21 protein-coding genes are annotated in these 19,716 nt (G+C 62.3%); 9 read left to right on the top strand and 12 right to left on the bottom strand.

Annotated elements, in window-relative coordinates:
• Nucleotides 1–2 precede the first annotated feature (2 nt).
• Complete coding sequence (gene pds / locus KR52_RS03935) at nucleotides 3–1,421, bottom strand: 15-cis-phytoene desaturase (protein WP_038552743.1); 1,419 nt, start codon at nucleotides 1,419–1,421, stop codon at nucleotides 3–5.
• 88 nt (nucleotides 1,422–1,509) lie between these two features.
• On the opposite strand from pds, the gene KR52_RS03930 reads away from it, so the two are divergent.
• Entirely contained in the window at nucleotides 1,510–1,857 is a 348-nt protein-coding gene (locus KR52_RS03930; RefSeq protein WP_173402187.1) for an NAD(P)H-quinone oxidoreductase subunit M, read from the top strand.
• Nucleotides 1,854–2,486 carry a DUF3172 domain-containing protein gene (locus KR52_RS03925; RefSeq protein WP_038552737.1) on the top strand — a complete coding sequence of 211 codons (633 nt, stop codon included), beginning with the start codon at nucleotides 1,854–1,856 and terminating at the stop codon, nucleotides 2,484–2,486. Before KR52_RS03930 ends, KR52_RS03925 begins: the two co-directional genes overlap by 4 nt.
• Here the strand turns inward: KR52_RS03925 and KR52_RS03920 are convergent.
• Nucleotides 2,477–3,466, bottom strand: a complete 990-nt coding sequence (locus KR52_RS03920) for a LysR family transcriptional regulator (RefSeq protein ID WP_038552735.1) — start codon at nucleotides 3,464–3,466, stop codon at nucleotides 2,477–2,479. The genes KR52_RS03925 and KR52_RS03920 overlap by 10 nt on opposite strands.
• An 81-nt stretch (nucleotides 3,467–3,547) precedes the next feature.
• On the opposite strand from KR52_RS03920, the gene KR52_RS03915 reads away from it, so the two are divergent.
• The 6 genes from KR52_RS03915 (at nucleotide 3,548) to KR52_RS03890 (ending at nucleotide 10,721) form a co-directional block, all read left to right on the top strand.
• On the top strand, nucleotides 3,548–4,279 hold the full coding sequence (locus KR52_RS03915; RefSeq protein WP_038552731.1) for an NnrU family protein: 732 nt from the start codon (nucleotides 3,548–3,550) through the stop codon (nucleotides 4,277–4,279).
• 34 nt (nucleotides 4,280–4,313) lie between these two features.
• Nucleotides 4,314–6,323: an NAD(P)H-quinone oxidoreductase subunit 5 gene (locus KR52_RS03910; RefSeq protein WP_038552728.1), complete on the top strand. Its 2,010-nt coding sequence runs from the start codon at nucleotides 4,314–4,316 to the stop codon at nucleotides 6,321–6,323.
• A gap of 90 nt (nucleotides 6,324–6,413) precedes the next feature.
• Complete coding sequence (locus KR52_RS03905) at nucleotides 6,414–8,051, top strand: NAD(P)H-quinone oxidoreductase subunit 4 (RefSeq protein ID WP_038552725.1); 1,638 nt, start codon at nucleotides 6,414–6,416, stop codon at nucleotides 8,049–8,051.
• 67 nt (nucleotides 8,052–8,118) lie between these two features.
• The gene (locus tag KR52_RS03900; protein WP_038552722.1) at nucleotides 8,119–8,508 is read left to right on the top strand and encodes a lipopolysaccharide assembly protein LapA domain-containing protein; all 390 of its coding nucleotides are present in this window, start codon (nucleotides 8,119–8,121) and stop codon (nucleotides 8,506–8,508) included.
• Between the two features lie 85 nt (nucleotides 8,509–8,593).
• The gene (locus KR52_RS03895; RefSeq protein ID WP_038552719.1) at nucleotides 8,594–9,496 is read left to right on the top strand and encodes a segregation/condensation protein A; all 903 of its coding nucleotides are present in this window, start codon (nucleotides 8,594–8,596) and stop codon (nucleotides 9,494–9,496) included.
• Between the two features lie 46 nt (nucleotides 9,497–9,542).
• A complete protein-coding gene (locus tag KR52_RS03890) occupies nucleotides 9,543–10,721 on the top strand; it encodes an NDP-sugar synthase (RefSeq protein ID WP_038552716.1) in 1,179 nt (392 codons plus the stop codon).
• Here KR52_RS03890 and KR52_RS03885 read toward each other — a convergent pair.
• Nucleotides 10,702–11,607, bottom strand: a complete 906-nt coding sequence (locus KR52_RS03885) for a methylenetetrahydrofolate reductase (protein WP_038552713.1) — start codon at nucleotides 11,605–11,607, stop codon at nucleotides 10,702–10,704. The genes KR52_RS03890 and KR52_RS03885 overlap by 20 nt on opposite strands.
• A 67-nt stretch (nucleotides 11,608–11,674) precedes the next feature.
• Between KR52_RS03885 and KR52_RS03880 the strand changes: the two genes are divergently transcribed.
• The gene (locus KR52_RS03880) at nucleotides 11,675–11,953 is read left to right on the top strand and encodes a helix-turn-helix transcriptional regulator (protein WP_038552711.1); all 279 of its coding nucleotides are present in this window, start codon (nucleotides 11,675–11,677) and stop codon (nucleotides 11,951–11,953) included.
• Nucleotides 11,954–12,162: 209 nt separating this feature from the next.
• Here the strand turns inward: KR52_RS03880 and KR52_RS03875 are convergent, their stop codons facing one another.
• From KR52_RS03875 to KR52_RS03835, 9 genes are read right to left on the bottom strand one after another with little or no spacing between them, the layout of a single operon-like run.
• On the bottom strand, nucleotides 12,163–12,669 hold the full coding sequence (locus KR52_RS03875; protein ID WP_038552709.1) for a CYTH domain-containing protein: 507 nt from the start codon (nucleotides 12,667–12,669) through the stop codon (nucleotides 12,163–12,165).
• 3 nt (nucleotides 12,670–12,672) lie between these two features.
• A complete protein-coding gene (locus tag KR52_RS03870; RefSeq protein ID WP_038552707.1) occupies nucleotides 12,673–13,623 on the bottom strand; it encodes an NAD(+) kinase in 951 nt (316 codons plus the stop codon).
• Between the two features lie 18 nt (nucleotides 13,624–13,641).
• Nucleotides 13,642–13,971: an NADH-quinone oxidoreductase subunit NuoK gene (gene nuoK / locus KR52_RS03865; RefSeq protein WP_038552705.1), complete on the bottom strand. Its 330-nt coding sequence runs from the start codon at nucleotides 13,969–13,971 to the stop codon at nucleotides 13,642–13,644.
• Nucleotides 13,971–14,570, bottom strand: a complete 600-nt coding sequence (locus tag KR52_RS03860; RefSeq protein ID WP_038552703.1) for an NADH-quinone oxidoreductase subunit J — start codon at nucleotides 14,568–14,570, stop codon at nucleotides 13,971–13,973. The genes nuoK and KR52_RS03860 overlap by 1 nt, the downstream gene beginning before the upstream one ends.
• Nucleotides 14,567–15,214, bottom strand: a complete 648-nt coding sequence (ndhI, locus tag KR52_RS03855; protein WP_038552689.1) for an NAD(P)H-quinone oxidoreductase subunit I — start codon at nucleotides 15,212–15,214, stop codon at nucleotides 14,567–14,569. Before ndhI ends, KR52_RS03860 begins: the two co-directional genes overlap by 4 nt.
• A 57-nt stretch (nucleotides 15,215–15,271) precedes the next feature.
• The gene (nuoH, locus tag KR52_RS03850) at nucleotides 15,272–16,390 is read right to left on the bottom strand and encodes an NADH-quinone oxidoreductase subunit NuoH (protein WP_173402239.1); all 1,119 of its coding nucleotides are present in this window, start codon (nucleotides 16,388–16,390) and stop codon (nucleotides 15,272–15,274) included.
• 27 nt (nucleotides 16,391–16,417) lie between these two features.
• On the bottom strand, nucleotides 16,418–17,608 hold the full coding sequence (locus KR52_RS03845) for a citrate synthase (RefSeq protein WP_038552682.1): 1,191 nt from the start codon (nucleotides 17,606–17,608) through the stop codon (nucleotides 16,418–16,420).
• A gap of 13 nt (nucleotides 17,609–17,621) precedes the next feature.
• A complete protein-coding gene (gene sixA / locus KR52_RS03840; protein ID WP_038552679.1) occupies nucleotides 17,622–18,110 on the bottom strand; it encodes a phosphohistidine phosphatase SixA in 489 nt (162 codons plus the stop codon).
• Nucleotides 18,088–19,704 (bottom strand): DUF3352 domain-containing protein, encoded by a 1,617-nt coding sequence (locus tag KR52_RS03835; RefSeq protein WP_038552677.1) that lies wholly within the window; start codon nucleotides 19,702–19,704, stop codon nucleotides 18,088–18,090. Before KR52_RS03835 ends, sixA begins: the two co-directional genes overlap by 23 nt.
• Between the last annotated feature and the right edge of the window lie 12 nt (nucleotides 19,705–19,716).

The raw sequence follows: 19,716 nt of genomic DNA, 5'->3' as shown, positions 1-19,716 counted from the left end.
GCTTAGGCCGTCACTGGCTCACTGGATGAGGACGATGATGCCAGCTGACCTGTCTTGCGGTCCACCGCACCGGCACAGAGCTTGCCGCTCAGAACAGCGCCCTCCATCGAGGCGAGATAGCGCTGCATCGTGTAGTCGCCCGCAAGGAAGAAGTTCTTGATCGGGGTGGTTTGATCCGGGCGCAGCTCCTGGCAGCCGGGGGTCGTCTTGTAAACGGACAGCGGGGTCTTCACGACCTTGTATTTGCGCAGGGTGGCGGGATGGTCACCACTGAAGTGCATCGGGAACAGCTTCTTGAGCTCGCCCATGGTGGCCTCGATGATCTCTTCGTCGGGACGACCGATCCAGTCTTTGGCGGGAGCAAACACCAGCTCGAGCATCGACTTGTCGGGGTCTTCGTACTCCCTGCAGGTGATGCTCATGTCGGCATACACGCTGAGCAGGGGGGAGCGGCTGAACAAGAGATGGTCGATGTCGGTGAGCTTGCGATCGAACCAGAGGTGCAGGTTGATCACGGGGACACCCCGGAGGCCATCCAACTTCTGGAACACCTCCATCTGCTTCCAGGGCTCAGGCAGCAGCAGCTTGAAGGGATCCACCGGCAAGGCACTGACATAGGCATCGGCCGTGAGATCGAAGCTCTCCTTGCCCTTCACACCACCGATGTGGAAGGCCGCCACGGAACCATCCGCATTGAGCTTGATCTCCCGCAAGGGGCTGTCGAGGTGCACTTCACCACCCAGTGATTCGATGTGCTCGACCACCGGCTGGCAGAGGCGCTCCGGCGGTGCACCATCCAGGAACGCCATCTGGGAGCCATTTTTCTCCTGCAGGAAGCGGTTCAGAGCCGTCAGCACCACGGTGGCGGAGATCTCATCGGGATCGATGAAATTCAGCGCCTTGCTCATGGCGATGAACACTTCATCGTTCACCCGCTCTGGGATGTTGTGGATCCGCAGCCACTCAGTCCAGGAGTACTTGTCGCACTCCTCGACATAACCCTGGCCCCGGAGCATGGCGGGAACCAGTCCAAGGCCAAAGCTGATCTTCTCCGGCCAGGTGAGCATGTCGTTGTTGCCCAGAATCGCCGCCACACCATTCACCGGTGCCGGCAGATCAGGGAAATCAAAGCGGCTGTAGGTGCCGGGCTCCTCGGGCTGGTTGAAGATCATCGAATGGCTCTTCCACTGCAGCCGCTCTTCGATGTTCAGCTCTTTGAAGAGCTGCAACATGTTCGGGTAGGCCCCGAAGAAGATGTGCAGGCCGGTTTCGTACCAGTCGCCGTCCTCGTCTTTCCAGGCTGCGACCTTGCCGCCCAGCACGTCCCTGGCTTCCACAACGATTGGGGTGTGGCCGGCATCCGCCAGGTACTTGGCACAGGAGAGCCCGGCAAGACCAGCTCCGGCGATAGCGACGCGCATGCGGCCGTCTCAAAAGTGAAACCAACCTTAAAAGGGCTTGAGCCCCGTTCGCTTCTTAAAGTCTTGGCAGCTTTCCCGTGGGCGCGTCTTGGCTGACACCCTTCTCAAGTGCACCACCCGCCACGTGCGCCTATTCACAGCAGCCCTGCAGGACGAAGACCTGGTTCCTTCGGACGACCAGCTGACGTTGGATTTGGATCCCGACAACGAATTTCTGTGGGACGACGCCAGCCTCACCAAGGTTCAAGGTCGATTCAAAGAGCTGGTGGATGGCGCGGCCGGCGGCGAGCTGAGTGACTACACCCTGCGCCGCATCGGCACCGACCTGGAGGGTTTCATCAGGCAACTGCTTCAGGCCGGCGAACTGAGCTACAACCCCGATGGACGCGTGCAGAACTTCTCCATGGGCCTGCCTCGCACCCCTGAACTGCTGTGACCGGCTCGCGCTACGACCGCGGCGGCCGCCGACCACGGGATGGCCGCTACGACCGCGGTGAGCGTGACCGTTATGACGCTCCACCCCGGGGCGGATACGGCCGTCCTCCCGGCCCACCGCCTGGGGCTGGAGGGCAAGGTCCCTTCCAATTCAGCACCCTCACCGTGGCCGTTTTGGCTGGGGTTCTTGTGGTGGGAATTGGCATCGGCAGCGCTGTCACCAGCACCACCCAGGGCGACCAGGGCAACATCGCCAGTTCCCAACAACTGGACATGGCTGTGCCCGATCCGGAATTCTGCCGGCAGTGGGGGGCGAGCGCCTTCGTCATGGACATCGAGATGTACACGACGCTCAACCCCTCCAGCAGCTTCGTGACCCAGCCCACGCTGCAACCGGGTTGCGTAATCCGTCGGGAAAACTGGTCGGTGCTGCGCAAGGAAGGAGCGATCACCTCCGAACAGGAGCGGGAATGCAAACAACGGATGAACACCTTTGCCTACATCGGCTCCGTTCGGGACAAACCTGTGGTGCGCTGCGTCTACCAAACTGATATCAGTCAGAACAAATTCCTGACCCGAGGCGTGGCTGACGACACGGTTGGTCTGACTCCGGAAGCCGATCAGTTCTGAATCAGCGGCTCCCCGATCGCCCCAGGTACGGCTTTCGGTGCCTGTCGTATCGGGCTGTCCGCGCTGGCGAAGACGGGCAAGACGTCATTGCGGAAAGCCACCGAAGCCCGTGAGCAGTAGCGGGCGGGATGGGTGATCAACTTGAGCTGGCGGCGCACCTGCAGATCAGCCACCTGGGGCCGGTGAATCGTTCCGGCCGATAACTCCCGCTCGATCGACACCACCGGAACAAAGGCGGCACCAAGGCCCGCCTGAACAGCATTCTTGATGGCCTCCAGCGAATTCAGCTCCATGTCGATACGCAGGCGCTGCACATCGAGGCCGGAGCGGGCCAGGAGCTGGTCGACCATCTTTCGGGTGGTGGATTGCGCGTCGAGGCAGACGAAACCCAAGCGATACAGGTCTTCCTTGGTGAGTTCAGCCAGTCGGGCCAACGGATGCTTCACCGGCAACACCAGCGCCAGCTCATCACTGGCGTAGGGGACCACCTGAAGCAGTTCGTTGAGTTCCGCCGGCAATTCACCACCGATGATCGCCAGGTCGATCTGGCCATTAGCCACACTCCAACCGGTGCGCCGGGTGCTGTGGACCTGGAGCTGCACCGACACCTCCGGGTACTTCTGGCGGAACAAACCGATCATCCGGGGCATCAGATAAGTGCCCGTGGTCTGACTTGCCCCCACAATCAAGGATCCTCCTTTGAGGTTGTGGAGATCATCCAGCGCCCGGCAGGCTTCGTGGCACTGGCTGAGGATCCGATCGCAGTAACTCAGCAGCAGATGGCCGGCTTCCGTGAGCTGGGCCTTGCGCCCACCGCGGTCGAACAGCGAGACCTCCAACTGCTTCTCCAGATTCTGAATCTGAAGACTGACGGCGGGCTGGGTGACGTAGAGGCTGTCGGCGGCTTTCTTGAAGCTGCCCTCACTCACAATCGCGCGAAGGATCCGCAGCTGGTCGAGGGTGAACGGCAGGTCGGCCACCGCGGGACACCCGGAGGAACAGCTGAAATGTAGGACTGCCGGGGTCGCCAGCCAGAATCACGCCCTCCCAATGCAGCGGCCATGGCCTCAACCCACCACAGCAGCATCGTGATGCTGGTGCTGCTGATCCTGTTTGCGGTGATTCACAGCGGTGGCGCAGCCCTGCGCAGCCGCGCTGAGGCCCTGATCGGAGCACGAGCCTGGCGCCTGATCTTCGCGGCGGTGAGCATTCCCTCGGCCGTGGTGGTGATCGGATGGTTCCTGGCCCATCGCTATGACGGGGTGCGGCTGTGGAACGTCCAGGGCGTGCCGGGGGTGATTCCGTTGATCTGGATCGGGACCGCCATCAGCTTTCTGTTCCTGTATCCCGCCACGTACAACCTGCTGGAGATCCCGGCGGTGCTGAAGCCGCAGGTGCGTCTTTACGCCACAGGGATCATCCGCATCAGCCGCCATCCCCAGGCCATCGGCCAAGTTCTCTGGTGCCTCACCCACGCCCTCTGGATCGGAAGCAGCTTCATGCTGGTGACCTGCGTGGGCCTGATCGGCCATCACCTCTTCGCCGTCTGGCATGGCGACCGGCGCCTGAAGGCCCGCTTCGGCGAGGCCTTTGATGAGCTCAAGGCCAGCACCTCGATCGTGCCCTTCGCGGCGGTGCTGGATGGACGCCAGCAGCTGCAGTGGCAGGAATTCGTTCGACCAGCGCAACTGGGCATCGCCATCGCCGTCGGCGTGTTCTGGTGGGCCCATCGCTTCATTCCTACGGCTGCCGAGTTGATGCGCAATTCAGCACTCCAGAACCTGCTGGGCTGAGCTGCCTACACTCGCTTCAACCTGCTGTTTGCGGATGCCCTCGGCCGAGGAACTCGCCTGGCTCATTCCCGTTCTACCCCTGTTCGGCGCTGTGCTGACCGGGTTGGGATTGATCAGCTTCAACCGCACGATCAACCGATTGCGCAAACCCGTTGCGCTGCTGTTGATCTCCTGTGTTGGTGCAGCTGCGGCCCTCAGCTACAGCATCCTGTTCAACCAGCTGAATGGCGCCCCACCGGTCGAGCATCTTTTCGTCTGGGCCAGTGCCGGCAGCTTCGTCCTGCCGATGGGCTACGTGGTGGACCCCCTAGGGGCCGTGATGCTGGCGCTGGTCACCACCATCGCGCTGCTGGTGCTGGTGTATTCCCACGGCTACATGGCTCACGACAAGGGTTATGTGCGCTTTTTCACCTACCTGGCGCTGTTCAGCAGCTCGATGCTGGGGTTGATCATCAGCCCCAATCTCCTCGAGATCTACGTCTTCTGGGAGCTGGTGGGGATGTGCTCCTATCTGCTGGTGGGCTTCTGGTACGACCGCGACGGTGCCGCCCACGCTGCTCAGAAGGCCTTTGTGGTGAACCGGGTGGGTGACTTCGGCCTGCTGCTGGGCATCCTTGGCCTGTTCTGGGCCACCGGGAGCTTCGATTTCCAGGGAATCGCCGATGGTCTGCAGAACGGCCTGAGCACTGGAACGGTGGCGCCATGGGCTGCGCTGCTGCTCTGCCTGCTGGTGTTCATGGGTCCGATGGCCAAGTCGGCCCAGTTCCCCCTCCACGTCTGGCTGCCCGATGCCATGGAGGGCCCGACGCCGATTTCAGCCTTAATTCACGCCGCCACGATGGTTGCCGCAGGGGTGTTTCTGGTGGCTCGCCTTGATCCCCTCTACGCCCAGTTCCCCGTCGTTCAAACCGTGATCGCCGTCGTTGGCACGATCACCTGCTTCCTGGGAGCCTCCATTGCCCTCACCCAGATGGACCTCAAGAAGGGTCTGGCCTACAGCACCGTTTCCCAGCTCGGCTACATGATGCTGGCCATGGGTTGCGGTGCCCCGGTCGCCGGCATCTTCCACCTTGTGACCCACGCCTTCTTCAAGGCGATGTTGTTCCTGGGATCAGGCTCCGTCATCCATGCCATGGAGGAGGTGGTGGGCCACGAGCCCGTCCTCGCCCAGGACATGCGCCTGATGGGCGGCCTGCGCAAGAAGATGCCCGTCACCTCGATCACCTTCTTCATCGGCTGCATCGCCATCAGCGGCATTCCGCCCCTGGCCGGCTTCTGGAGCAAGGATGAAATTCTTGGCCAGGCCTTCAACAGCTATCCCCTGCTCTGGGTGGTGGGCTTCCTGACGGCAGGGATGACCGCTTTCTACATGTTCCGCCTCTATTTCCTCACCTTTGAAGGGGAGTTCCGCGGCAACGACACCGCCATACAAGCCCAGCTGCTGACCGCAGCCGGCAAGGATCCTTCCGAGCACCATGCCCATGGGGGCAGCGTGCATGAGTCGGCCTGGCCCATGGCGGCCCCTCTGGCGGTGCTGGCGGTGCCTTCCGTGCTGATTGGCCTGCTGGGCACCCCCTGGAACAGCCGCTTCGCAGAGCTGTTGAATCCTGAGGAAGCCCTTGAAATGGCGGAACAGTTCAGCTGGGGCGAGTTTCTGCCTCTGGCTGGCGCCTCCGTGGCCATCTCCGTTGCCGGCATCACCCTGGCTGTTCTGGCCTATGCCCTGCGTCGGATCGATCTGGGGCAGCTGGTGGCAGGACGCTTCCCGGCGGTGAATGCCTTCCTCGCCAATAAGTGGTATCTCGATGTGGTGAACGAAAAGCTGTTTGTGCGGGGCAGCCGCAAACTGGCGCGGGAGGTTCTCGAGGTGGACGCCAAAGTGGTGGACGGCGTGGTCAACCTCACCGGACTGCTCACCCTCGGCAGCGGCGAAGGTCTCAAATATCTCGAGACCGGACGGGCCCAGTTCTATGCGCTGATTGTGTTCGCTGGAGTGATTGGTCTGGTGGTTCTCTTCGGAGTGATCGGCGGTCCAATCGCTTGAGCCCATCACACATGTGTGTCATCGCCTATCGAGGTGATGACACAGCGCCCATGATTTCTACGATCCAGCCAGTGAGGATCGGATCACAGCGTGTTCGAATTCGCAGTCGCCGGTCTCAGCGATCCGGTGCAGGCCACCGTTCCATGGCTGAGCCTGTCGATCCTGGTGCCGATCGTTGGAGCCCTTCTGGTTCCGCTGGTTCCCGACCAAGGCGACGGCAAGCAGGTGCGCTGGTACGCCCTGATCGTGACGCTGATCACCTTCCTGATCACCGTTGCGGCCTACCTCACCGGCTATGACCCCAGCCTGAGCGGCCTGCAGCTGTCCGAACGGGTGAGCTGGCTGCCGGATCTTGGCCTCACCTGGGCGGTGGGAGCCGATGGACTCTCCATGCCGCTGATTCTGCTCACCAGCTTCATCACCAGCCTGGCCTGCCTGGCGGCATGGCCGGTGAGCTTCAAACCTCGATTGTTTTATTTCCTGCTGCTGGCCATGGATGGCGGCCAGATCGCTGTCTTTGCCGTGCAGGACATGTTGCTGTTCTTCCTGGCCTGGGAGCTGGAACTGATCCCGGTGTATCTGCTGTTGGCCATCTGGGGCGGCAAGAAACGTCAGTACGCCGCCACCAAATTCATCCTCTACACCGCCGGCAGCTCGTTGTTCATCCTGTTGGCCGCCCTGGCCATGGGCTTCTTCGGCGGCGGCACCCCCAGTTTTGAGTACACCGCTCTTGCGGCCAAAGACTTCGGAACGGGCTTTCAACTGCTCTGCTATGCCGGGCTACTGATCGCCTTCGGCGTGAAGCTGCCCATCGTGCCCTTGCACACCTGGCTACCGGATGCCCATGGCGAAGCCACAGCACCGGTGCATATGTTGTTGGCCGGCATCCTGCTGAAGATGGGCGGGTATGCCTTGCTGCGCTTCAACTGTGAACTGCTGCCAGCGGCCCACTCCCAGTTCGCACCATTGCTGATCGTGCTGGGGGTGGTGAACATCATCTACGCCGCGCTCACATCCTTCGCCCAGCGCAACCTCAAGCGAAAGATCGCCTACAGCTCGATCAGCCACATGGGCTTCGTGCTGATCGGCGTGGGCAGCTTCAGTGCCCTGGGCACCAGTGGAGCCATGCTGCAGATGATCAGCCACGGCTTAATCGGCGCCAGCCTGTTCTTCCTCGTGGGTGCCACCTACGACCGCACCCACACGCTTCAGCTGGATGAGATGGGAGGCATTGGCCAGAAGATGCGAATCATGTTCGCGCTCTGGACGGTGTGTGCCCTCGCCTCCCTGGCCCTGCCCGGCATGAGCGGATTCGTGAGCGAACTGATGGTGTTCGCCGGATTTGCCACCGATGAGGCTTACACCCTGCCCTTCCGCGTGGTGATCTGCGGGCTGGCCGCTGTGGGGGTGATCCTCACACCGATCTACCTGCTCTCGATGCTGCGGGAGATCTTCTTCGGCAAGGAGAAAGAGGAGCTGGTGTCCCACACCAACCTGGTGGATGCGGAGCCTCGCGAGGTCTACATCATCGGCTGCCTGCTGGTGCCGATCATCGGAATCGGGCTGTACCCCAAGCTGATGACCGACAGCTACCGCAGCTCGATCGAAGCCCTGGTGAGCCGAAACCTGGGTGCGATGGAACAGGTGATCTCACCAACGGCCCCCCTGATTCGAAGTCAGGCGCCGGTTCCAGCGGCGATTCGAGCCCCTGCCGTGGGCGCGTCATAAATCACGTATCGATTCCGATTCATTCCCACCCAACCGTCCGTAGGGTCCGAAAGAGCGCTCCCCTGCCATGCGTCAGATCAACTTCGGCCTGATTTTCAGCTTCGGACTGATCACCGTGTTCTTCACCCTGGAGAACACCAGCCCCACGACGGTTCACGTGCTTCCGGGGATCGAGTACACCCTGCCGTTGGCGGGTCTGCTGCTGCTGGCATCAGGGTTGGGAGCCGTGTCGGCCTGGTTCTTCGCGGCCTGGACCGGCATGCTCAACAACGTTGAACAGTTCAGCAAGGCGAACGAATACGAAGCCCAGCAGGTGCGCATCCAGGAGCTGGAGACCGACCTCAGCCGTTACCGCTCCACTGTTGAAACCCAGCTGGGTCTCCTGCCTGCCACCACGGTGACCAGCCGTTCCACCGAAAGCGATAGCGATGAGGCCGATGGCAGCTCAGCCGAATGAGAGCTGACGGCGCTGAACAATCGCTAAACGCCCCCTGGCAGCACCCGTTTGCGCCCGATACCTTGCCCGGAGAGGGTGAATTGACTTGCTCCAGGTGGCCCCCAATGACGGCGCTGATGCTGGAGCCCGCCTTGCGATTCGGCTGCTTCAGGACGCAGCGGAACGGGGGGATCTCGATCCCTGGGATGTTGATGTGATTGCCGTCATCGACGGCTTTCTGGATCAACTGCGGCAACGCATTGAAGTTCCCGGGCAGGTGGCGGCCGCCCTGGCCGGTCGGGGCGGCAGTTACGAGCGGGACCTGGCCGAGAGCAGCGAAGCCTTCCTCGCCGCCTCCGTGCTCGTGGGACTGAAGGCCGAGATGCTCGAAACCAGCATGCTGCCCCCTGCGCCAGAGGTCGAAGATCACTTCGACGCCGACTTCGATGAGCAAGGTTGGCTGGATCCTGCCTTTGATCTGCCGCGACGGCCGGAACGCCATCTGCAGCGGCGTCCCGTGGCGCCACCACCGTTACGACGCCCCGTCACTCTCGGGGAGTTGATCGAACAGCTGGAATCGATTGCTGAGCAGCTGGAATCAGATGAACTTGAAGCGCGCCGCCGCAAACGGCAGAAGCGCTACAGCAACCGTGAAGCCATCGCCCAGGTGGCCGGGCTGGCCCACCGCGAAAAGCTCCCGGAAACAACCGCAGCACTGGGGGTGTTTTTGAACAGCTGGGAGACCGCCCTGGACTGGGTGGGCTTCGATCAGCTCGTTGACCAGTGGAAGATCGCCGCGGCCACAGACCTGGACCGCGACCGCGTCGGCGTGTTCTGGGCCCTGCTGTTTCTCTCCTCCCAGGGCCGGGTTGAACTGGAGCAGGAGGGCTGGCTTCATGGCCCGCTGCGGCTGAAATTCATCCCTGCTAGTGGCACCGCAACACAACTTCCGATCAGCAGCCTGCAGGGGCCAGATCCATCGCCGACCCGGACGGCCATGGCGGCCTAAGACCGGGTCTATGGTCACTACCTTCTATTGACCCGACCGAACGCCAATGAAGGCGATGATTCTGGCGGCTGGCAAGGGGACGCGGGTCCAACCGATCACCCATGTGATCCCCAAGCCAATGATTCCGATCCTGCAGAAGCCGGTGATGGAATTTCTGCTGGAACTGCTCAAGGAGCACGGCTTCACCGAGGTGATGGTGAACGTCTCCCACCTGGCCGAAGAGATCGAAAATTACTTTCGGGATGGCCAGCGTTTCGGGGTTGAGATTGCGTACAGCTTCGAAGGCCGCATTGAGGAAGGTGAACTGATTGGCAGTGCCCTCGGGTCTGCCGGCGGACTCAAGAAGATCCAAGATTTCCAGCACTTCTTCGACGACACCTTCGTGGTGCTCTGCGGTGATGCACTGATCGATCTTGATCTCAGCGAAGCGGTTCGTCTGCACCGTGAGAAAGGCGCCATCGCGAGCCTCGTCACCAAACGGGTCCCCAAGGATCAGGTGAGCAGCTACGGCGTTGTGGTCACCGATGACCAAAACAGAATTTCAAGCTTTCAGGAAAAGCCCAGCGTCGACGAAGCCCTCAGCGACACGATCAACACCGGCATCTACATCTTCGAGCCGGAGATCTTTGAGCACATCCCTTCGGGTCAGTCCTTCGATATCGGCTCGGATCTGTTCCCGAAACTGGCCGAGCTCGGGGCACCCTTCTATGCCATTCCAATGGATTTCGAATGGGTGGATATCGGCAAGGTTCCCGACTACTGGCAAGCCATCCGCAGCGTGTTGATGGGCGATGTTCGGCAAGTTGGCATTCCCGGAAAGGAGGTTCTCCCAGGTGTCTACACCGGTCTGAATGTGGCCGCCAACTGGGACAAGATCAACGTCAGCGGCCCCGTGTACGTGGGCGGCATGACCAAGATTGAAGACGGCGCAACGATCGTTGGACCCACCATGATCGGCCCCAGCTGCCACATCTGTGAAGGCGCCACGATCGACAATTCGATCATCTTCGACTACTCACGCATCGGCCCCGGCGTGCAACTGCTCGAGAAGCTGGTGTTCGGCCGCTATTGCGTGGGCAAGGACGGTGATCACTTCGATCTGCAGGAGGCCTCGCTCGACTGGCTGATCACCGATGCCCGTCGTCAAGACCTGGTGGAGCCTTCCCCACAGCAGAAAGCCATGGCGGAGCTGCTGGGCACCGACCTCACCCAGGCAGCGAGCTGACGCCGGCGCGATCCAGGATCATTGGAATGCGCTCCTCCGACTTGATCGCCATCAGGTGCACGCCCCGAACGATGCCGAGATAGCGCTTCACCTGTTCAGCAGCGATGGCCACACCCTCCATGGCTGGATTCTCGGCGCACTCCAGCCGATGAATCAACGCATCGGGAATGCAGGCTCCCGGCACAACCCGGTTAATGAACCGGGCATTCTTGGCTGACTTCAGCAGAAACACGCCAGCGAGCACGGGCAGGTCCAGGGGGCCGGCCAGCTCGCGCTGGAAGCGCTCGAGCGCTTCAGGGTCCATCACCATCTGGGTTTGAACGAAGCGGGCTCCCGCCCCCTGCTTGCGCTGCAACCGGCGCTGGAGACCGCTCCAGCTCCTGGATTGCGGGTCAGCGGCACAACCTGCGAACAGCGTGGTCGCCCCATCGGGCAGGGTGCCCTGCACGGGATCCACGCCCCGATTGAGGGCGTCCACCTGCTGCAAAAGCTTCACCGACTCGAACTCATTCACCGGCCGAGCATTCGCCTGGTCTCCCGCCCGCACCGGATCGCCTGTGAGACACAACAGGTTGCGGATCCCCAACGCATGGGCACCGAGCAGATCCGCCTGGAGGGCGATGCGATTGCGATCGCGGCAGGCCATCTGCAACACCGGTTCCAGCCCGGCCTCCAGCAGCAACTTGCAGGAGGCCAGGCTGCTCATCCGCATCACAGCCCGGCTGGCATCGGTCACATTCACCGCATGAACACGGCCTTGCAGCGATGCAGCCATGGCCAGCATGTGCGAGGGATCGGCTCCACGGGGAGGCATCACCTCGGCGGTGAGCACCTGATCCCCGGCCTCAATCGCGCGCTGCAGCGCCGTCCTCAAATCTCGTTCCATTTCACCGGCCCACTATGCAGGATCAGACCGGTCGTCCGGACTAGCATGAATCCAACGGTGGTCAATTATGTCCTCCCTCGACGGCACGGATCCTCTGGAGATCTCCCTCTCTGCAAGGGAGATCGAGATCATCGAGCTTGTGGCCGAGGGACTGACCAATCAGGAGATCGCTGATCGTCTCACCATCAGCAAACGCACCGTCGACAACCATGTAAGCAACGTGTTCACCAAAACCGGTTCCAAGAACAGGGTTGCGTTGCTGAACTGGGCCATGGACAACGGCAAGATCTGTCGGGACGGTTTCAACTGTTGCGTCCTTCCAGAAAACGATCCCCCCTCACCCTGATGGTGGAGCTGAGCGGCTCCGGCAGACTTTGCAGGGATGTGGGGCCGACGGGAATCTGAAACAGCGTGGCGTATTCAAGGCACGCTTCAACGCTTGAGCCCGCAAAGCGGAGCATTCCAGTTGTGTCGTACAGACCCACCACTGGAAACAGCCACCAGATCAGAACTCCTTAAAGCTAAAGGAAACCTGAAGACAAATCCAGTCCGGTTTCAAACCAGATCCCAACGGCGGCGCTCCTGCTCCGGCCAGGACTGAACAGGGTGCTGCGCCAGCACCGCATTGCTCCAGCGGGACTGTCCGGTGATCTCCTCGCCACACCAGGCTGGAATCAACAGATCCACCTGGGCCGATGCCAGCTCCACCTCTGCCAGGAGCAGAGGGGCATTCCCCCCATGAAAACAATCCACAACCCAGTCTCCGCCAGGGTGATCGAGGACATAGCGGACCTTCTCCAGCCGGTGCGGTGCCAGCTCCCAGAGAGCTTCGGCATCCGCCACCGGAATCGGATATTCGAACTCATGGCGCACCAGGCCAGCGGCATCCGCCGCCGCCTTCAGGGTGAGCCAGGCCTGATCGGTGCCGCGCAATCTCATCCGAACCGTCACTCCCTCGGCACTGGCGGCCAGGTAGCCCTGGCGCAGCGCCTGTGCCGGGCCGGCACAGCTGCGCCAGGCATCAGACCGCACCAGAAAGCGCCGTTCAATTTCCAGGGCCATGGCTCAATTCTGGGACGGCTGCGCCGCATTCAGGCTTCCCGCCCAATGAAGCTTGTGGGACAGGGTTCTGTAATACGAAGGACTTTGATTGAGCAGCACCATTAGGGCATGGTGACGGGCCTGCTGAACGACACAGCACTCCCCGGGTTCCAGAACCGTGCAGCCCACACCGTCCTTCCACAGCTTGATGCGGTGATCACCAGCCCCCAGGGGCCAGATCGCCAACCTGGCCCTGGGCGGCACCACCAGCGTTCGACTGGACAGGCTCATCGGACAGATCGGTGCGACGATGATGGCATCGATGCCGGGATGCAGGATCGGTCCCCCTGCCGCAAGGGCGTAACCAGTTGATCCCGTAGGCGTGGAGAGGATCAGACCATCACCACGCACCTGATCGACCACTTCCCCATCGATCTCCAGCTCCAGGGTGCATGTGGGCGAAATCTCATCGCGATAGGCCCGCAGGTAGATGTCGTTGAGGGCCCAATGGTGCTCCTCATCGTCTTCAAGATCCGGCTGTTGCAACGGACCGGGGGAGGCCGCACGGTCCTCAGCAGAGCGGCGATCCACCATCGCCTGAAGCATCATGCGCCGTTCGATCGCGAACTGATCGTCCTGAAGGCGTTGCCAGATCTGATCGCCGCGCAACACCCGGCGGTCATGGGTGAGAAAGCCAAGGTGCCCCCCCACATTGATGCTCAGGATTGGAATGTCGTACACCGCCAGGTGGCGGGCAGCGCCCAGCACTGTGCCGTCACCACCCAGCACAAGGGCCAGGTCGGGCAACGACTCTTCAACAGCCAGCAAGCCGGGGAAAGGGTTCACACGAGGGCCGGACATTGCGGTCACGACATGGGATCCAAGGGCTTTCAGCTCCTTGGCACATTGGCGGGCTTCACGCTGGGCAGGCTGGCTGTCGGCCCGATAGATCACCCAGACCCGATCGAGACGCATGACCCAGGTGTGCGGGGGTTACCAGCGCAGCAGGTTGAACTGCTCCATGTCGACGGTAACGCGATTGCGGTAAAGCGACAGCAGGATCGCCAGACCAACGGCGGCCTCAGCAGCGGCCACCGTGATCACGAACACCGCGAACACCTGACCGCGAATCAGATCACCATCCACAAAGGAGGAAAAGGCCATCAGGTTGATGTTCACGGCATTGAGCATCAACTCAATGCTCATCAGCACGCGCACCGCATTGCGGCTGTTGATCAGGCCCCAGACGCCGATGCAGAAGAGCATGGCGGCCACCAGGAGGTAGGCCTGGAGGGATGGAAGCGTGGCAAGGAAATCGCTCATCAGTCCGCTCGATTCATCAACAGGGGAGTTCGGGCCTTTTCAATCAGGCCTTGATCGGCCACTTCACCGGTGACCACATCGGTGGCCAGCACATCACGACGGGCCAGCACGATGGCGCCGATCATGGCCATCAACAAAAGGACCGATGCCACCTCAAACGGCAACAGGTAATCGGTGAACAGATGTTCACCAATGCGGGCTGTGGCTTCTTCACCCACAGCGGCAGGACCGGGGAGCGACCAGGGGGTGGTGACCACCACACGAACCAGCAATGCCAGCAGACCGGCGCAGACGCCGGCAGACACCACCCGACGGGTGGTGAGGTTGGCGATGGCCTTGAGGTCTTCCCGCTTGTTGACAAGCATGATCGCGAACAGGATCAACACATTGATCGCACCCACGTACACAAGGATCTGGGCCATGGCCACGAAACTGGCGTTCAGCAGCAGGTAGAGCCCTGCAACGGCGGTGAACACCCCGCCCAGCAGGAAGGCGGAATAGACGATGTTGCTGAGCAGCACAACACCAAGGGCACCAATCACCACAACGGCGGACAGCACCAGGAAACAGATCAGCTCAGTGGTGGTCGCGATGGTCATGCGTCGCCCTCCTTGGCCTCACTGGAGGATTGTCCCTCATTCTTGGCAGCGGGCTTGGCTGGAGGGGTGAGGGTCTCCAGCACCTGGGACGGCAATTGGCCAGCTCGGGGCCGATCTGCAGGCACATTATGGGGATCCATCTCGCCCGCAGGCAGATAGGCGAGTTCCCGTAACGGCACGACCGAAGGGTCGGTGGTGACGCTGGTGGGAAGGCGTCCGAGGGCGACATTGTCGTAATTGAGGCTGTGACGATCAAAGGCCGCCAGCTCATACTCCTCCGTCATCGAGAGGCAGTTGGTGGGGCAGTACTCGACGCAGTTGCCGCAGAAAATGCAGACGCCGAAATCGATCGAGTAATTGCGCAGCTCCTTCTTCTTCGTGGCTTTGTTCATCACCCAATCCACCACCGGCAGGTTGATCGGGCAGACCCTCACACACACCTCACAGGCAATGCACTTGTCGAATTCGTAGTGAATCCTGCCCCTGTAGCGCTCGGAAGGAATGAGCTTCTCGTAGGGGTACTGCACCGTGACCGGACGGCGCTGCATGTGATCGAAGGTGACCGAGAAGCCCTGGGCCAGATTCCGAGCTGCATCGACTGCATCCCGGGTGTAATCACCGACCTGTTTGAGGAAGCCGAACATGGTCTGAAAGGGAGAGAACGAAGCGGAGCCGAGAGCAAGAATCCTAGGTAGGAAAACCTAGCCGCCGAAAGCAACCGGGAAGGCGAGCTTGAGGGCTGCTGTCACCAGAAGGTTCACCAAGGACAGGGGCAGAAGGAACTTCCAGCCCAGGTCGAGCAGCTGGTCGATGCGCACGCGAGGGGTGGTCCAGCGCAGCAGGATCGCCACGAACACCAGCAAATAAGCCTTGAGCACCGTCATCACGATGCCGACGGTGCCCGTGATCACCTGGACCACGGGAGCATCGATGGGCTGATTCAACCAGCCGGCCAGCCACTCCACAGGGATCGGAAAGCCCCAACCACCGAGATACAGAACGCTGACCAGAACGGCCGAGAGCACCAGGTTGATGTAACCCGCAAGGTAGAAGAGGGCGAACTTCATGCCCGCGTACTCGGTCTGATAGCCAGCCACCAGTTCTTCCTCAGCTTCGGGAAGGTCGAAGGGGAGCCGCTCACACTCAGCAAGGGCACAGATCCAGAAAATCAGGAAGCCCACCGGCTGACGCCAGATGTTCCAGCTCAAAATGCCGGCACCGGTCTGCTGACCCACAATGTCGACCGTGCTCAGCGAATTGGACATCATGACGATGGCCAGCACCGCCAGAGCAAGGGGAATTTCGTAGCTGATCGATTGAGCCGCGGCCCTCAGCCCCCCGAGCAGCGAATACTTGTTGTTGGAGGCATAGCCGCTCATCAGCAGGCCAATCGGCTGAATGCTGCTGAAGGCGATCCAAAGAAAGATCCCCACGCCCACGTTGCTGATCAGCAGGTTCTGGCCAAAGGGAATGATCAGCCAGGAGATGATCACCGGCACAACCACCAACACCGGGCCGAGGGTGAACAACAGGCTGTCGGCCCGCGCCGGAATGATGTCTTCTTTGACCAACAGCTTGAGGCCATCAGCAAGGGGCTGAAGCACGCCCAGGGCACCGGCGTATTCAGGACCGATCCGCTGCTGGACAGCGGCGGAAATCTTGCGTTCCAGCCATACCGAAACCAGCACACCCACCACCGCAGCCACCAGGACCAGCAGCATCGGCAGCGGCAGCCAAAGCAGCCTCGCCACCTCGGGAGAGAAGCCAAACCCTTGCAGGGCCTGGCTAAAGCTCAATTCCAGGTCCAGTCCCGGACTCACCATGGTGTCGACGGAAGTGGGTGCAACTTAGGCGGCCGGAGCCGGGACGCGCTCCTCAATGGGCATCCAGGAGCGTGGCTGGGATCCGGAGTAGATCTGCGAAGGCCGGAAAATCCGGTTCGCCCCGAGCTGCTCCCGCCAATGGGCCAGCCAGCCGGCGACCCTGGCAATGGCAAAGACCGGCGTGAACAGATCCCTGGGGATACCGAGCTTGCGATACACCAGGCCCGAATAGAAATCCACGTTGGGATAGATGCCTTTGGGGCCGAGGCGGGACGCCGCTTCCTCTTCAATCGCCCGGGCCACGTCGTAGAGGTCGTCGTGGCCGAAGCTGGCGAACATCTCCTCAACCAGGGCCTGGAGAATCACGGCACGGGGATCTTTGACCTTGTATTCCCGGTGGCCGAAGCCCATGATTTTGCGCTTGGCTGCGATGGCCTCATCCAGGAAAGCGCCGGCATTCTCGGGACTGCCCACCTGCTCGAGCATGGCGAGGACGTCTTCATTGGCGCCGCCGTGGAGCGGGCCCGCCAGGGTGCCGACGGCTGAGGCCACCACGGCATAGGGGTCGGTGAGGGTGCTGGCGGTGACCCGGGCACTGAAGGTGCTGGCGTTAAGGCTGTGCTCGGCATGGAGCATCAGGCATCGATCAAAGATCCTCGCCGCCAGGGGATCCGGCTCACGTTCCGTGAGCATGTAGAGGAAATTGGCGGAGTAGGCCAGATCATCCCTGGGCTGAATTGGGTCCTGGCCTTTGCGGATCAGCTGAAAGGCCGCCACCATCGTGGGGATTTTGGCGATCAGCCGCACCACCGCGTCATAGATGTACTGCGGGTCGTCGATCGCCCGGCGCGAATAGAACAGCCCCAGGGAGGCGGCACTGGACTGCAGCGCGTCCATCGGATGGCCGCTGGCCGGAAAGCACTTCATCATGTCCCGCACCCGGAAGCTGACCCGCCGGTGCATCTGCACGGCGTGCTCAAACTCCGCCAACTGCTTGCGGCTGGGCAGCTCTCCCCAAATCAGCAGATAGGCGGTTTCCAGGAAGCTGCTGTTGGCCGCCAGATCCTGCATCGGGTAGCCGCGATAGGTGAGCAGCCCCTGCTCTCCATCGATGTCGCAGATCGCCGACTGGGTTGCAGGCACGCCATCCAGGCCTGGACGCAATTCGATCCCGGTCCGCGCATGGCGCAGGTCGCCTGTCTGCTGCTGGGCCACCGCCTGATTGCCTCTAACAGCAACCTAAATCGTCAATCAGCAGTGATGGCCGAAGCAAGGCCTGCACCTGCCACTGGCCGGTGGAATGACGCAGCTGGATCACACCGGCTTTCTTCAGCACCAGGGCACCCGGAGCACACCCCAGAAGACCGCAGGCCAGATCGCCCAGATCCGGCTCATGGCCCACCAGACCGAGGCGCCCATCGGCTGCCGTCAGCAGCGTTTCGAGGGCTCCTCCTGGTTCGAGTCGTTCGTCCACCGCAAGCTCTGAGGCAAGCCCCGCCTCCAGGGCCAGTTCAGCGGTTTGCAGAGCTCGGCGGTAAGGGCTGGACAGCAGACGATCCAGCCGCACCCCCCGCCGCACCAGGGCCGCCATCACCAGCTGCGTGCGCTGACGGCCGGCGGCGGTCAGGGGACGATCCGGATGATCCCGCCCCGCCAGGCGGGGTTCGGCGATGCCATGCCGCAGCAGGAGCAGGTCAACCGAGTTGGAGCCGGGCATGCAACGGAATCTCGGGGCCGCCCTCCTCCTGGCGATCAGCATCAACGGCAACCGCCAGCCCGCGGACCTGGTTCAGCAGGGGCCGCCCCGCCATCACCTGCAGCAGGGCCCAGGGCCGCCATCGCCCCAACAGGGATCGGGCCGGGTCCTCCGCCAGCAGGAGGGCCTGCGCTGGTTGGGAAGACGCTGTGAGTTCCTGCCACTGGTTCAAGCGGGGCTGAAGGGCACGGCCGTTCTGGCGCTGCGCCAGCGCCACCAAGGACTCACCCCACCAGTTCAGGGAAGCGTCGCGGACCTGAGCCGCGGCCAACTGGGCATCCACCCCTGGCTGGCGGCCTCGCTGGCGCACCAGACGCGTCCACACACTCAACACCTCGCCATCGCCTTCCAGCTCAGAGCGGGTCAGACCCTGCTCCTGCAGACGCGCATCCACCACATCCCTGGCGGGGCTTTGCGGGCGGGTGGCCAGCAGCCAGCCCTCGGGTTGGTCCTGCCAAAGCAGAGGACCGTCATCGGCCCCCACAACAGCCTCTGCCGACGGCTGGTCCGCCAAGCGCTTCTCCAGCTCCGGACCGAACCATTGGGCCAGCGGATGACTTTCGCTGGGATCCAACAGACGGGCTGGACTCTGCAGCTGAGCCAGCCAGCGGGCATGGCCTCCGGCCGAGGCGGTCAGATCCTTCAGGCCAGGCCAGGGGTCGGCGCCAAGGGATTGCCGGAATCCGAGGCGCCCATCCACCGCCAGGGTGGCCCCCTCCGGCCGAAGCGATGCCACAAGTCCGCTCAGATCGTCCCGTTGGGCCACCCGCTCGGGCAGCTGCAACCAATGCTCAAGGGCGTGGGGAGAGGCCGTAAGCAGAGCCACGCCTTGACCGAGCTCAGCCACCTGACGCTGCAGGCGTTGATCCCCCAGCTGATGCTGATCCGGCAGCTGGGAGACATCGAGGGCTTGCTCCAGCACGCCCCGGCCTGAGGCCACCAGAAGCAGATCGTCATCGATCAAGGCCGTCGCCAGGGGTTGGGGGTCATGGCCCACCAACGCCCCCTGACCGCTGATCACACCGATTCCGCGGTAACTGCTGATCTGGAGGTCGGTGCCCGCCAGGCTGCGGGTCTGCCAGAACCGTTGCAGAAAGCGCCGGGCGCCGTCGTGATCCCGACTGGTCAAAGCCAACACCCAACCAGCGTGGGAGACCCCATCGGTGAGGGTGAGGCTGACCTCCTCTCCAAGCCAGGGCTCCAGCTCAACAGCGAACTGCAGGCCCGCCAAGGCAAAGACCCCTTCACGCCACTGCCTTGCACCATCACGGGCATCGCGGCGTTGGGAGGCAGGGGCCACAGCCTGGGCATAGGCCGGCAACCGCACGGGATCGGCCAGCCAGTGAAGGGACAAATCGGCATCCCGGGGCACGAACCGGGCCGCCCGGGGCAGATGCAACGGCTGCTCTGCCAGTTGAAGGGGGCTCTGGCGATCCATGGTCCAGAGCAGACCAGCGGCCAGAAGAAGCAGCGACAGCAGCGCAGCTCCGGCAGCGCTGAGGAAGGGGCGGGCCTTCATGGGCCGGCGTTCTCGGATCGCCTCATCTTTGTCCATCACCGCAGAATG

It is taken from the genome of Synechococcus sp. KORDI-52, assembly GCF_000737595.1.
Classification (GTDB): Bacteria; Cyanobacteriota; Cyanobacteriia; order PCC-6307; family Cyanobiaceae; genus Parasynechococcus.
Note: the sequence above shows the minus strand (reverse complement) of the source record. Positions and strands in the feature narration are given on the sequence as shown.